Source organism: Paraburkholderia sp. J94 (genome assembly GCF_905220285.1).
Lineage (GTDB): Bacteria > Pseudomonadota > Gammaproteobacteria > Burkholderiales > Burkholderiaceae > Paraburkholderia > Paraburkholderia tropica_A.
Window position 1 is genome coordinate 88704 of the sequence record NZ_CAJMZH010000008.1, and the last position, 13037, is coordinate 101740.

General features: G+C 66.7%; 12 protein-coding genes. 5 read left to right on the forward strand and 7 right to left on the reverse strand.

What is annotated here, in order from left to right; all coding sequences use genetic code 11:
* Nucleotides 1–380 precede the first annotated feature (380 nt).
* Genes cydP through cydX form a run of 4 tightly spaced genes read left to right on the forward strand, consistent with a single transcriptional unit; the run spans nucleotide 381 to nucleotide 3570 of the window.
* Nucleotides 381–650, forward strand: coding sequence for a cytochrome oxidase putative small subunit CydP (cydP, locus tag U4Y88_RS18375; RefSeq protein ID WP_321785566.1), 270 nt, complete (start codon nucleotides 381–383; stop codon nucleotides 648–650).
* Nucleotides 640–2229 (forward strand): cytochrome ubiquinol oxidase subunit I, encoded by a 1590-nt coding sequence (locus tag U4Y88_RS18380; RefSeq protein WP_321785568.1) that lies wholly within the window; start codon nucleotides 640–642, stop codon nucleotides 2227–2229. Before cydP ends, U4Y88_RS18380 begins: the two co-directional genes overlap by 11 nt.
* Before the next feature lie 31 nt (nucleotides 2230–2260).
* Entirely contained in the window at nucleotides 2261–3397 is a 1137-nt protein-coding gene (gene cydB / locus U4Y88_RS18385) for a cytochrome d ubiquinol oxidase subunit II (protein ID WP_321785570.1), read from the forward strand.
* Nucleotides 3398–3453: 56 nt separating this feature from the next.
* Entirely contained in the window at nucleotides 3454–3570 is a 117-nt protein-coding gene (gene cydX, locus U4Y88_RS18390; protein ID WP_310630724.1) for a cytochrome bd-I oxidase subunit CydX, read from the forward strand.
* Nucleotides 3571–3696: 126 nt separating this feature from the next.
* On the opposite strand, the gene nagE is transcribed toward cydX, so the two are convergent.
* From nagE to U4Y88_RS18420, 6 genes are all read right to left on the reverse strand, one after another.
* Nucleotides 3697–5445 (reverse strand): N-acetylglucosamine-specific PTS transporter subunit IIBC, encoded by a 1749-nt coding sequence (nagE, locus tag U4Y88_RS18395; RefSeq protein ID WP_321785572.1) that lies wholly within the window; start codon nucleotides 5443–5445, stop codon nucleotides 3697–3699.
* Between the two features lie 146 nt (nucleotides 5446–5591).
* Entirely contained in the window at nucleotides 5592–8210 is a 2619-nt protein-coding gene (gene ptsP, locus U4Y88_RS18400) for a phosphoenolpyruvate--protein phosphotransferase (RefSeq protein WP_321785575.1), read from the reverse strand.
* A 12-nt stretch (nucleotides 8211–8222) separates the two neighbouring features.
* A complete protein-coding gene (locus U4Y88_RS18405; RefSeq protein ID WP_321785836.1) occupies nucleotides 8223–9230 on the reverse strand; it encodes an SIS domain-containing protein in 1008 nt (335 codons plus the stop codon).
* Nucleotides 9223–10326: an N-acetylglucosamine-6-phosphate deacetylase gene (gene nagA / locus U4Y88_RS18410; protein ID WP_224010338.1), complete on the reverse strand. Its 1104-nt coding sequence runs from the start codon at nucleotides 10324–10326 to the stop codon at nucleotides 9223–9225. The genes U4Y88_RS18405 and nagA overlap by 8 nt, the downstream gene beginning before the upstream one ends.
* Nucleotides 10320–10466 carry a hypothetical protein gene (locus U4Y88_RS18415; RefSeq protein ID WP_224010336.1) on the reverse strand — a complete coding sequence of 49 codons (147 nt, stop codon included), beginning with the start codon at nucleotides 10464–10466 and terminating at the stop codon, nucleotides 10320–10322. The genes nagA and U4Y88_RS18415 overlap by 7 nt, the downstream gene beginning before the upstream one ends.
* On the reverse strand, nucleotides 10463–11197 hold the full coding sequence (locus U4Y88_RS18420; protein WP_224010334.1) for a GntR family transcriptional regulator: 735 nt from the start codon (nucleotides 11195–11197) through the stop codon (nucleotides 10463–10465). Before U4Y88_RS18420 ends, U4Y88_RS18415 begins: the two co-directional genes overlap by 4 nt.
* A 511-nt stretch (nucleotides 11198–11708) precedes the next feature.
* Here U4Y88_RS18420 and U4Y88_RS18425 point away from each other — a divergent pair.
* On the forward strand, nucleotides 11709–12044 hold the full coding sequence (locus U4Y88_RS18425) for a MarR family winged helix-turn-helix transcriptional regulator (RefSeq protein ID WP_224010331.1): 336 nt from the start codon (nucleotides 11709–11711) through the stop codon (nucleotides 12042–12044).
* Between the two features lie 99 nt (nucleotides 12045–12143).
* Here U4Y88_RS18425 and U4Y88_RS18430 read toward each other — a convergent pair whose 3' ends face one another.
* Entirely contained in the window at nucleotides 12144–12956 is an 813-nt protein-coding gene (locus U4Y88_RS18430; RefSeq protein WP_224010329.1) for a MetQ/NlpA family ABC transporter substrate-binding protein, read from the reverse strand.
* Between the last annotated feature and the right edge of the window lie 81 nt (nucleotides 12957–13037).

A 13037-nucleotide genomic window follows, 5' to 3' on the forward strand; every position in this document is an offset into this window, starting at 1 on the left:
CGCGCCAACCTTGCCAAGCGCCGCCCGCCTCGCGGGCGTGACGCCGACAGCCCCGCTCCGAAAGGAACGGGGCTTTTTCTTTTCCGGCGACAGAAATAAGTACACGTTCACGCCGCCCCTCAGCGTTCCTTCGTAAGATGCTTTCGCATGCCATGCAGTCCTAATCTGATACATGGCTGCAAACATCAGAATGCGACCCCAAAAAATTGATTTCTAGCAAAACGGATCGCATTACTGATCGGTGAGGCAGGCGCTCGCGGCTTCTTGTCACGGTGTCCTGATGACACCACTCCTAGAATCCTTGTACACAACAGGTACACCAATCCGGGCGGCGGCACGGCCTGGCCAGAGAACAAGTTTTAGGGGCAACAGTCATCGTCATGATCTCGACATCCGGCCACGCTGCCCACCCGCGCCCCCTCCTGCGCACACGCATCCTCCAGTGGGCGCGCGGCCCGACCTTCGCGCGCGACATCGTTCTCGTTCTCGCCTTCAAGCTCGTGCTGCTGATGGCGCTGAAGTACGCCTTCTTCAGTCATCCGCAGGCCGAAAACATGAACATGCCGCCAGCCGAAGTTGCCCAGGCCATTCTCTCCGTGCCGGCGCCGGCCGGGACGAACCCTCAACAAGGGGAGCACCATGCCCATTAGCGAAACCGTCGATCTCTCGCGCCTCCAGTTCGCGGTCACCGCGCTCTATCACTTTCTGTTCGTGCCGCTCACGCTCGGGCTCTCGTGGCTGCTCGTCATCATGGAGTCGGTCTACGTGATGACCGGCAAGCCCATCTACAAGGACATGACGCAGTTCTGGGGCAAGCTGTTCGCGATCAACTTCGTGATGGGCGTCACCACCGGCCTCACGATGGAATTCCAGTTCGGCACCAACTGGTCGTACTACTCGCACTACGTCGGCGACATCTTCGGCGTGCCGCTCGCCGTCGAAGGGCTCGCGGCCTTCTTCCTCGAATCCACCTTCGTCGGCCTGTTCTTCTTCGGCTGGAACCGCATGTCGAAGGGCGGCCACCTGCTCACCACCTTCTTCGTCGCGCTCGGTTCGAATCTGTCGGCGCTGTGGATTCTGGTCGCCAACGGCTGGATGCAGAATCCCGTCGGCGCCGAATTCAACTACGAAACCATGCGCATGGAGCTGTCGAGCCTGTTCCAAGTGATCTTCAATCCGGTCGCGCAGGTGAAGTTCGTGCACACCGTTTCGGCCGGTTATGTGACGGCGTCGATGTTCGTGCTCGGCATTTCGTCGTGGTATCTGCTGCGCCGCCGCGACGTGGATTTCGCGCTGCGCTCGTTCGCGATCGCCGCCGGTTTCGGCCTCGCCTCCACGCTCTGCGTGATCGTGCTCGGCGACGAGTCGGGCTATCGCACCGGCGAAGTCCAGCAGGTGAAGCTCGCGGCCATCGAAGCCGAATGGGACACCGCGCCGGCGCCCGCGCCGTTCACCCTCTTCGGCATTCCTAACCAGAAGGAGGAGCGCACCGATTACGCGATCCAGATTCCGTACCTGATGGGCATCATCGCCACGCGCTCGATCGACGAGCCCGTGATCGGCCTGAAGGATCTGATGGGCCGCGCCGAAGTGCGCATCCAGAACGGCATGCTCGCCTATGCCGCGCTGCAAAAACTCAAGCAGGGCAATGCCGATAACGCCACGCGCGACGTGTTCGAAGCGCACAAGGCCGACCTCGGCTACGGCCTGCTCGTGAAGCAGTTCGCGCCCAATGTCGTCGATGCCACGCCAGCCGAGATCAAGGCCGCCGCGAAGCATTCGATTCCGCCCGTCGCGCCGGTGTTCTGGTCGTTCCGCGTGATGGTCGGGCTCGGCATGCTGCTCCTCGCGACCTTCGTGCTGGCGTTCTGGTTCTGCGCGCAGCGCTCGCTGCTCAAGGACAACCGCCGCTGGTTCCTGCGCTGGGCCGTCTGGGCGATTCCGCTGCCGTGGCTCGCCGCCGAATTCGGCTGGATCGTCGCCGAAGTCGGCCGTCAGCCGTGGACCATCGCCGAAGTGCTGCCGACGCACCTCTCCGCGTCGAGCCTCGCGCCCGGCGACGTGTGGCTGAGCCTCGCGGGCTTCGTGGTGTTCTACACGGCGCTGTTCATCATCGAGATCACGCTGATGTTCAAGTACGCGCGCCTCGGGCCGTCCTCGCTGCAAACCGGACGTTACTTCCACGAGCAAGGCGCGGCGGCCGTGACGAACGGCAACCGCGTCGCGTGACGGCTCCCCGAACCCCATCAGGACACACACCATGGACTACGCAACCCTCAAAGTAATCTGGTGGGTGCTGATCGGCGTGCTGCTGATCGGCTTCTCGCTCACCGACGGCTTCGACATGGGCGCAGCCGTCCTGCTGCCCTTCATCGGCAAGACCGATGCCGAACGCCGCATCGTCATCAACACGGTCGGCGCCACGTGGGAAGGCAATCAGGTCTGGCTCATCACCGCGGGCGGCGCGATGTTCGCCGCCTGGCCGCTCGTCTACGCGGCGTCGTTCTCGGGCTTCTACTTCGCGATGCTGCTCGTGCTGTTCGCGCTGTTTTTCCGGCCCGTGGGCTTCGACTATCGCGGCAAGCGCGACAACCCGAAGTGGCGCAACGCGTGGGACTGGGCGCTCTTTATCGGCGGCTTCGTGCCCGCGCTGGTGTTCGGCGTGGCGTTCGGCAACCTGCTGCAAGGCGTGCCGTTCCAGTACGACACCGATCTGCGCGTGACCTACTACGGCAGTTTCTGGGCGCTGCTCAATCCATTCGCGCTGATCTGCGGGCTCGTGAGCCTGACCATGCTCAGCGCGCACGGCGCCGCGTTCGTGAAGATGAAAAGCGACGGCGTGGTGGCCCAGCGCGCGTCGAAGGCGCTGCGCCTGATGGCCGGGCTCGCGGTCGTGCTGTTCGTGGTGGCGGGCGCGCTGGTGGCGACGCTGATCGGCGGCTATGCGATCACCGATGCCGCGCCCTACGACGCCGTCGCCAACCCGCTGCTCAAGAGCGTGGAGCCGGGCGCGGGCCTGTGGATCGCGAACTACATCACGTATCCGTGGATGGCGGCCGCGCCGATCGTCGGCATTCTGGGCGGCGTGATCGCGTTCGCGCTGGCCGGATCGCGGCTGGAGAAGACGGCGTTCATCGGCACCTCGCTGCTGATCATCGGCGTGATCCTGACGGCGGGCTTCTCGATGTTTCCGTTCATCATGCCGTCGTCGCTCGATCCGCGTTCGAGCCTCACGGTCTGGGACGCCACCTCCAGCAAGATGACGCTCGAAATCATGCTGGTGGCCGTCATCATCTTTCTGCCGATCGTGCTCGCGTACACCACCTGGGCGTACCGCATCATGCGCGGCAAGGTGACCGTGGCCGCGCTCGAGGACAAGCGCAATACGATGTACTGATCACCGCACCGTACGCAACACACGCACCATACGCAACACACGCAGGAGTGGACATCATGTGGTACTTCACCTGGATTCTGGGCATCGGCGTGGCGCTCGCCTTCGGCATCATCAACGTGATGTGGCTCGACGAGCATCGCAAGATGGAGATCTCCGGCGACGACGCGCGCTAACGCATCGCGCCGCGCCATGAAAAAAACCGGCAGGCTGGCAACCTGCCGGTTTTTTATTGGGCCGATGATTTCGGCCGACAGCGCGTGATCTCGCGGATCAGCGCTTCATCGGCCTCACGCGCACGCTCAAGCCGGCTGCAACGCCAGTTCGCGCGCGTAACGCGGCGCGGCGTCGCCGACCACGATGTGCAGCGTATCCGCCGACACCCACGCCACGTCGAGCGCGTCGAGCTTCGCGCGGTCGACCGCCGCCGGATCGCGCACGATCACGCGCAGACGCGTGGCCGCGACCGCATCGAGCGAGACGATGTTCGCCGCGCCGCCGAGCACGCTGAGCCAGCGCGACGGGTTCGGATCGAGCGGTCCGGCTTCGTGCGCGGCCGTCGCAGCCTGCGCGGTTTGCGCAACGGCCGGAGCGACCGGCGCGGTGTTCGCCACTTGAGCCACATTGACAGAAACGCCGCCTCGCGCAATCTCACCACGAATCTCATCGGCGATGATGTCCGCTTCCGGCCCGATGATGACCTGCACGCTCTCACCGCCGCGCTTGAGCACGCCGCGCGCGCCGATCGCCTTGAGCGCGGGTTCCGAAACGCGTGCCGGATCGGCCACGTTCAGACGCAGACGCGTCGTGCACGCATCGACCACCTTGAGGTTGGCCGCGCCGCCGAGCGCATCGATATAGCGCGCCGCACGCGAGGCCGATGCCGCGCCCGGCACCGCCACGCCCGACATCGACGCGGCGATTTCCGTGTCGCCCGCCGAGGCTTCGCGGCCCGGCGTCGGCAGATTGAAGCGGCGGATGAAGAAGCGGAACAGCACGTAATACACGACGGCATACGCCGCGCCGAGCGGAATCGCTTCCCAGCCGCGCGTCGAGAGGCCGTAGTTCAGCGCGTAGTCGATCGCGCCCGCCGAGAACGTGAAGCCGAGCTTGATGCCCAGCAGCGAGCAGATCGCCAGCGACAGGCCCGTGAGCACCGCGTGGATCGCGTAGAGCACCGGCGCGAGGAACATGAAGGTGAACTCGATCGGCTCCGTCACGCCCGTGAGGAACGACGTGAGCGCCATCGAGAGCAGCAGGCCCCCGACCATCGCGCGCTTCTCCTTCGGCGCTTCGTGCAGCATGGCGAGACACGCGGCCGGCAGACCGAACATCATCACCGGGAAGAAGCCGGCCATGAAGCCGCCCGCCGTCGGGTCGCCCGCGAAGAAGCGGTGCAGGTCGCCCGTGACCGGCGCGCCGCCCGCCGGCGTGAAGGTGCCGAACACGAACCACACGAGCGAGTTGAGGATGTGGTGCAGCCCCGTGACCAGCAGCAGCCGGTTGAGCAGACCGTACACGAAGGTGCCGATCGCGCCCGCCGTGGTGAGCCAGTGGCCCGCCGTGTCGATCACGCTCTGCACGGGTCCCCACGCATAGCCGAAGATCAGCCCGAGCACGAGACAGACGAGCCCGGTGATGATCGGCACGAAGCGCTTGCCGCCGAAGAACGCGAGGAACTCGGGCAGCTTGATGTCCTTGAAGCGGTTGTACAGCATGCCCGCGACGACACCGGCCACCACGCCCGACAGCACGCCCATGTTGAGCTTGTCGTTGATGTCCTTCATCACGGCGGTCTCGACCAGATAGCCGAGCGCGCCCGCGAGCGCCGCCACGCCGTTGTTGTCCTTCGCGAAACCGACCGCGATGCCGATCGCGAACAGCAGCGGCAGATTGTCGAAGATCGCGCCGCCCGCGTCGGCGATGATCTTGATATTGAGCATGTCGCTCTGGCCGAAGCGCAGCAGAATGCCCGCCACGGGCAGCACTGCGATCGGGAGCATCAGCGCGCGGCCGAGGCTCTGGATCTTGAGAAACGGATTGCCATCCATCGAACTGCCTCCAGTCCCTGTCTCTTGAAGTCTTGCGGCGAGACGTATTGGGTGAGAAAAGCCGGCGCGCGATCGCTGCGCGCGCCGGGGTGTGGTTAGTTTGGAAACCTGATGATTTAACGGTATGACTGCGGGCGACGCGACGCTCAGTCGAGCGGCCAGTTCGCGCGGCTCGCGGCGCGCACGTCCTGCGCCGATTCGAGCATCAGCACGTCCTGCGCGCGGTCGCGGCAGAGCGCGTAATCGAGCTTGCGCACGCGCGCCTTGATCGACGGCACGGAGACCGGATCGACCGACAGTTCCGTCACGCCGAGACCGATAAGCAGCGGCACCGCGAGCGGATCACCCGCCAGCGCGCCGCACACGCCCACCCACTTGCCATGCTTGCGCGCACCTTCCACCGCGATCGCGACGAGGCGCAGCACGGCCGGATGCAGGCCGTCGGCTTGCGCGGCGAGATCGGGCTGGCAGCGGTCCATCGCGAGCGTGTACTGCGTGAGGTCGTTGGTGCCGATCGAGAGGAAATCGGCGTGACATGCAAGCTGGTCGGCCAGCAGCGCCGCCGACGGCACCTCGATCATCACGCCCACTTCCACGCGCGTGCTGCGGCCCGCTTCGCGCGCGAAGGCGTCGATGCGTTCGCGCAGGCGCACGAGTTCGCCCACGTCGGTGACCATCGGCAGCAAGATGCGCAGCGCGCCTTCGGGCTTCACGGCCACGAGGCCGCGCAACTGGTCGTCGAGCAGATCGGGGCGCACCTGCGCGAGGCGGATGCCGCGCAGACCCAGCGCCGGATTCGGCTCGGGCGGCAGCGTCAGATAATCGACTTCCTTGTCGGCGCCCACGTCGAGCGTGCGGATGATCGCCGTGCGGCCCGCGAGCGCTTCCGCGATGGCCTGATAGCTCTGGCGATGCTCCTCGATCGTCGGCGCCGCCTGACGATGGATGAACATGAGTTCGGTGCGCAGCAGGCCCACGGCGTCGGCGCCGTTGTCGACGGCCGTGCGCGCGTCGTCGAGCGTCGCGATGTTGGCCGCCACTTCCACCGCGTGGCCGTCGCGCGTGGCGGCGGCTTCGTGCGAGGTGCGGCGGTTCGCTTCACGCACGCCCGCGAGGCGCTGCTTCTCGGTGCGCGCGCGTTCGATGTCGGCGGCGCTGGGCGCGAAGGCGAAACGGCCCGCGCTCGCGTCCACGATCACCTGCGCGCCTTCCTCGATCTGATGCAGCGCGTCGCCGAGCGCGACCAGCGCCGGAATGCCGGCCTGACGCGCGATGATCGCCGCGTGCGAGGTCGCGCCGCCGCGCGCCATCACGAGCGCCGTCACGCGCGTGCGGTCGAGCGTGGCGAGATCGGAGGGCGTGAATTCGTCGGCGGCGAGCACGGCTTCGTCGGGCAGTTCGCGCTGCGCTGCGCCGTTCGCGCCCGCCGCGCCGTTCGTATAAGCGAGCGAGCGCAGCACGCGCTTTTCGAGGTCGCGCAGATCGGCGGCGCGCTCCGCGAGCAGCGGATCGTCGACCTTGCCGAGCACGGCGATCTGCGCGCGGATCGCCTCGCGCCACGCGAAGCCCGCGCTCTTGCCGAGGCTGATGAGATCGCGCGCGGCGTCGATCAGCGTGGGATCTTCGAGCAGCACGCGATGCATCTGGAAGATGCCCGCTTCGCCGATCGCGCCGCGCTGCGAAGCCGTGCGCACCGACGCTTCGAGTTCGGTGTCGATGGCCGCGACGGCCTTGTCGAGCAGACGGCTTTCCGACGCCGACGAGCCGCTCGCGAGTTCGGGCGGCGTGAGGTCGGCGTCGTCCCAGCGGACCAGCTTGCCGACCGCCACGCCCGGCGCGGCGCATACGCCCGTGAGCGTATTCGGTGCGGCTTGTTGCGTGGCTGGCGTGCTTTGCGTGCTGACAGTGGCAGGCGCAGGCGAAAGCGCGCGCGCGGGCGTTTCGGAGACTTCGCCCGGCGCTTCGCGCAGCAATTCACCGGCCACGGCATCGACGGCCTTCTGCGCGTCGCGGCCCATGCCGACGAGTTCGATGGTCGCGCCCTCGCCCGCGCCCAGCGCGAGCAAGCCGACCACGCTTTCGATGGCCGCCTTGCGCTCGCCGAACCGCACCTCGACGCGCGCCTCCAGGCCGCGCACCGCTTCGCGCGCCCGCGCCGCGGGCCGCGCATGCAGCCCGCCCGCGTGGGCGAGCGTCACGTTGCGGCGCACTTCGTCCATCACGACATTGGTGACGCTGGCCTCGACGGCCGCGCCGTCGCGCGCGCGCAGCACGAGCAGCGGCGTCTCGCCCGCCCGCACGTGGCCCGCGCCCGCGCGCTCCACGACTTCGAACGCATCGGAGTTCGCGACCGCGATCACCGAAACGAGGCTCGGCGCACGACACGCCACGACATCGAGATCGAACTCGATCAGCAGATCGCCACGGCGCACCTGCGCGCCCTGCTCGACCTTGGGCGTGAAGCCCTTGCCGTTCAATTCGACCGTGTCGATGCCGATGTGCACGAGAATCTGCGCGCCTTCGGCGCTTTGCAGCGTGACGGCGTGGCCGGTGCGCGCGAGGTGCATGATCGTGCCGTCGCAGGGCGCGACAAGGCGGCCGACCAGCGGATCGACGCCGATACCGTCGCCGAACAGGCCTTCCGAAAACACCGGATCGGGCACCGACGCGAGCGGCACGACCGGCCCGGTGAGCGGCGCGACCAGTTCGACGCGCACGGCGGAATGTTCCGGGTTCATCAGGCGGGACTCCTGGATGCGTTCCATCAGCTTTCCAATCTAGTGGGTTTCGGTGACTTTGTTCAGGAAGCGCGGCTCGTCGGGATTGCGTCCGCGAGCGGCGGCGAGACCCGCCGCCATCACGTAGAACGACAGGATCGCGGCGATCGGATCGAGCGACGCATCGGCGGCCGTGACGAGCGGCAACGTGGCTTCCGGCACGTCGGCGGGTGCGGCGAGCAGCACGCGCGCGCCGCGCTTTTGCATGTCGCGCGCGAAGTCGACGAGACCGGCCTGCTCCGGTCCGCGCGGCGCGAACACGAGCAGCGGATAGTCGCGGTCGATCAGCTCCATCGGGCCGTGACGCACTTCGGCGCTCGAAAACGCCTCGGCCTGGATGCTCGACGTTTCCTTGAGCTTGAGCGCGGCTTCCTGCGCGATCGCGAGACCCGGACCCCGCCCGATCACGAGCATCTGCTTGACGTCGCGCAATTCGTCGACGGCCGACGACCAGTCGAGCGTGCCCGCGCGTTCGAGCGCCTCGGGCAAGGCGCGCACCGCGTCGAGGAAGGCCGCGTCGCGCTGCCAGAAGGCCACGAGTTGCGCCGACATCGCGAGCATCGCGATATAGCTCTTGGTGGCCGCGACGCTCAACTCGGGACCGGCGAGCAGCGGCAGTTCGTTGCCCGCGGCTTCGGCGAGCGGCGAACCGGCGACGTTGACCATCGACGCCGTCAGCGCGCCCGCTTCGCGCAGCACGCGCATGGTGGCGACGAGATCAGGACTCCTGCCTGATTGGGAGAAAGCAAGGCCGAACTGGCCCCGCACACGTAAAGGCGCCTGCTGGAGCGTCGCGATCGACATGGGAATCGAGGCGACCGGCACGCCGAGGCGGCTCATGGTCAGCGCGGCGAAATAGCTCGCCGCGTGGTCCGAGCTGCCGCGCGCGACCGTCAGCGCGACCTGGCGCGGCTCGGCTTGCAGCACGCCCGCGAGCGCCTCGACGCGCGAGGTGTCCGCGAGCTGCGCGGCGACGACGCCGGCCGAGGCCAGCGCTTCTTTAAGCATATTCGACAATCGATTCTCCTTCGACATAGGTCGCGGTAAGCGCCAGATCGCGGTCGAACACGTTGACATCGGCCCATGCGCCGCGCACGAGGCGGCCACGGTCTTCGATGCCGAGGTAGTCGGCCGCGTAGCGCGACAGGCGCGCGGATACGTCCGCGATCGGCAGGCCGAGCGACACGAGATTGCGCAGGGCCTGGTCCATGGTGAGCGTGCTGCCCGCGAGCGTGCCATCGGCGAGGCGCACGCCGCCGAGGCACTTCGTCACGTGCTGGCTGCCGAGGCGGTATTCGCCGTCGGGCATGCCGGTGGCCGAAGTGCTGTCGGTCACCACATAAAGGCGCGGAATCGCGCGCAGCGCCGCGCGGATCGCCCCCGGATGCACGTGCAGCAGGTCGGGAATGATCTCCGCGTATTCCGCGTGTGCGAGCGCCGCGCCGACCAGCCCCGGATTGCGGTGGTGCAGCGGCGACATCGCGTTGAACAGGTGCGTGAAACCGCAGGCGCCGTGCTTGAGCGCGGCCACGGCGTCGTCGTAAGTGGCAAGCGAATGGCCGAGCTGCACGCGCACGCCGCGCGCCGCCATCTCGCCGATGATCTCGATATGGCCCGCGATTTCGGGCGCGACGGTCACCACGCGGATCGGTGCGATGGCGAGGTACTTGAGCACTTCGTCGAGCACGGCCGACACCGCCGCGTCGGGCTGCGCGCCGAGCTTGCCGGGGTTGATGTACGGCCCTTCGAGGTGCACGCCCAGCACGCGGGCCGCGCCCGGCGTGCGCTGGCGCGCGACGTCGCCGAGACCCGCGACCACGCTCATCAGTTCGTCGCGCGGCGCGGTCATGGTGGTGGCGAGCAGGCTCGTGGTGCCGAAACGCGCGTGGGTGCGCGCGATGGTTTCGATGGCGTCGCCCGCTTCCATCACGTCGGCGCCGCCGCCGCCGTGCACGTGCAGGTCGATGAAGCCCGGAATGATGTACGGCGCGTCGTTCTTCGACGGATCGGCGGCCTCGCCCTGGATCGACGTGATACGGCCGTTCTCGAACGACAGCGTGCCGTTGATCCAGCCCTCGGGGGTGAGAATATTTCCGCTCAGCATGAGATTTTTCCGATGGTGCGCGCGGCGTTGGCCGGCGCGCGATAAGTCGTTACGTCGATGTCCATGAGAGAGTCCTGACGCGGCTGTGCGTTCCGTCCGACTTTGCGTCCGAGTGCGTTTTTCTTCATCACGTTCTTCATTGCCGAAGCTCCGCGACGAAGTCGTAGTAGCCGTCGCGGCAGTAGGTATCCGTCAGTTCGATCGCGCGCTGGTCGGGCGAAAAGCCCACCCGCGTGATCACGAGCAGCGCCGCGCGCGGTTCCACGCCCATCAGCGCGGCGATCTCGCCGGTCGCGTTCACGGCGCGAAAGTGCTGCAGCGCGCGCACGACCGGCTCGCCGCGCGACTCCAGATACGCGTACAGCGAGCCGTCGATCAGCGCCGGATTCGGCACGATCGACACGGGCAGCGCCGAATGCTCGACGGCCATCACGGTCCCGTCCGCGCGGCGCAGCCGCCGCAGACTTGTAACCGACGCGCCCGGCGACAGGCCGAGCTGGACGATTTCCTCGCGCCGCGCCGGGCGCACTTCGCGTTCGAGCCAGACCGAATCGGCGGTGAAACCGCGCTGCTCCATCTTTTTCGTGAAGCCGGTGAGGCGCGAGAGCGGGTCCTCGACGCGCGGCGTGATGAAGCTGCCCGCGCCGCGCGCGCGCCGGATCAGACCCTGCTCGACGAGCAGCTCGATCGCCTTGCGCGCGGTGATGCGCGACACGCCGATGGCATCCGACAGCGTGCGCTCCGAAGGCAGCGCCTCGCCGGCCGACCACACGCCGCAGTGAATCGCCGTGGCAAGGTTGCGCGCCAGCTGCAGATAGAGCGGCGTGACGTTGCGCGCATCGGGCATCAGGGCAGACCAACGGGTTTCCATGGAACTCCGGCCAGCGGGGGATAAATCGTGGGGGCGCCCGGACGGCTCGGCATCGGTGCTCGGCGGTCCGGTTCGAAAGCGAGCCCATTATATAACCACAATAATACCAGTCAACGCGTGCGACGCTCTTTCCACGCCCAGAAAAATATCACGCAGAATCAACGATTTACACGAACACATAAGGCTCGGAGCGGGGTATAAACGGCCTCGGTATTTTCCCTGGAGAGCCCACTTTCGGGCTCCAGGCACAGGACCACAACGCCGGAAATTGACGTTTCTGAGCACACCACCGTGATACCGCAGTAGGACCAATATCCCCACCCGCGGAGAAAGAACAATATCGCCTGGCGTCGACATCCCATATAGTGGCATCTGACCAATATCAACGAATGACGACGGGGTAAGAAGGTTGTCAAACGATTCCGACACGAGACGGCATGCAGAAGCCGTCCTGCAGTTCAATCGCTTCTACAGAAAGTTCCTGGGCACACACGTCGGCGGCCTGCCGCCCATGCCCTACTCCTTGACCGAAATGCGCATCCTGCGCGAACTGGCGAGCGGCGGTGCCGACACCGCTGCCGCGCTCGCGCGCAATCTCACGCTCGATTCCGGCTATCTGAGCCGCATCCTGACGGGATTCGAGCAGCGCGACCTGCTCGCGCGCGAGCCCTCGAAAGCCGACGCGCGTCAGACGCTGCTGCGTCTGACGCACGCTGGCCAGGCGGCCTATGCCGCGCTCGCGGCGGCGGCCGTCGGCAATATCGAGAGCGTGCTGGCCAGGCTCACCACGGACGAGCAGGCGCGGCTCGTCGACGCGATGCGGGTGGTGCAGCAGTTATTGAGCTAGCGATTGAGTTGGCCATCGAGCCCGCTGGCGACGCTTGCGCCGCGCCAAATAAAAAAGCCGCTTCTTTCGAAGCGGCTTTTTCGTTTGCGGCAGTGAAGCTTAGAACGACGGGACCATCGAGCCCTTGAATTCGTTCTTGATGAACTGGCGCACGTCTTCCGACTGGTAAGCGGCGACCAGCTTCTTCACCCACGGCTTGTCCTTGTCCTGCGCGCGCACGGCGATCAGGTTGGCGTACGGGCTGTGGATGTCTTCGATCGCGATCGCGTCCTTGGTCGGCTGGAGGCCGGCGGCGAGCGCGTAGTTCGTATTGATCACGGCGGCGTCGACGTCGCCGAGCGCGCGCGGCAGTTGCGCGGCGTCGAGTTCGACGAGCTTCACCTTCTTCGGGTTCGACGCGACGTCGAGCGGCGTGGCGTTATTGCCGTTCACACCCGCGCCGGCGCGCAGCTTGATCAGGCCCTTGCTTTGCAGCAGGAGCAGCGCGCGGTTTTCGTTCGACGGATCGTTAGGCACGGCGACCTTCGCGCCTTGCGGCAGGTCGTTCAGCGACTTCAGCTTCTTCGAGTACACGCCGATCGGCGAGATGTACGTCAGGCCGGCGTTCACGAGCTTGTAGCCGCGCTGCTTGATCTGGCTGTCGAGGTACGGGCCGGTCTGGAAGCTGTTGGCGTCGAGGTCGCCCGAATCGAGCGCCGCGTTCGGCTGCACGTAGTCGTTGAACTCGATGACCTTGACGTTCAGGCCTTCGCGCTTCGCGACCTTCTGGACCACGGCCCAGACTTGCGCGTCCGGACCCGACACGGTGCCGACCTTGATGACCTGGTCGTCTGCGTGTGCGCCGAAGCTGGCTGCGAGCGTGGTGGCGGCGAGGCCGGCGAGGAGAGCTTTAATCAGATTTCTGCGCTGCATGGAGAGTGATTCCCGCTTGTTCCGTACTTGGTGCGTATGTGACGCGTGATTTATCGCGTGTCTCGCCGCGTGGTCGCGGCT

Excerpts from the sequence above, each read along its gene's own strand:
- ptsP (WP_321785575.1), bottom strand. The coding sequence starts at position 8,210 with ATGGAACGCATCCAGGAGTCCCGCCTGATGAACCCGGAACATTCCGCC.
- U4Y88_RS18420 (WP_224010334.1), bottom strand. The coding sequence starts at position 11,197 with ATGGAAACCCGTTGGTCTGCCCTGATGCCCGATGCGCGCAACGTCACG.
- U4Y88_RS18425 (WP_224010331.1), top strand. The coding sequence starts at position 11,709 with ATGCCCTACTCCTTGACCGAAATGCGCATCCTGCGCGAACTGGCGAGC.
- U4Y88_RS18380 (WP_321785568.1), top strand. The coding sequence starts at position 640 with ATGCCCATTAGCGAAACCGTCGATCTCTCGCGCCTCCAGTTCGCGGTC.
- cydB (WP_321785570.1), top strand. The coding sequence starts at position 2,261 with ATGGACTACGCAACCCTCAAAGTAATCTGGTGGGTGCTGATCGGCGTG.
- U4Y88_RS18415 (WP_224010336.1), bottom strand. The coding sequence starts at position 10,466 with ATGAAGAACGTGATGAAGAAAAACGCACTCGGACGCAAAGTCGGACGG.
- cydP (WP_321785566.1), top strand. The coding sequence starts at position 381 with ATGATCTCGACATCCGGCCACGCTGCCCACCCGCGCCCCCTCCTGCGC.
- U4Y88_RS18430 (WP_224010329.1), bottom strand. The coding sequence starts at position 12,956 with ATGCAGCGCAGAAATCTGATTAAAGCTCTCCTCGCCGGCCTCGCCGCC.
- U4Y88_RS18405 (WP_321785836.1), bottom strand. The coding sequence starts at position 9,230 with ATGCTTAAAGAAGCGCTGGCCTCGGCCGGCGTCGTCGCCGCGCAGCTC.
- cydX (WP_310630724.1), top strand. The coding sequence starts at position 3,454 with ATGTGGTACTTCACCTGGATTCTGGGCATCGGCGTGGCGCTCGCCTTC.
- nagE (WP_321785572.1), bottom strand. The coding sequence starts at position 5,445 with ATGGATGGCAATCCGTTTCTCAAGATCCAGAGCCTCGGCCGCGCGCTG.
- nagA (WP_224010338.1), bottom strand. The coding sequence starts at position 10,326 with ATGCTGAGCGGAAATATTCTCACCCCCGAGGGCTGGATCAACGGCACG.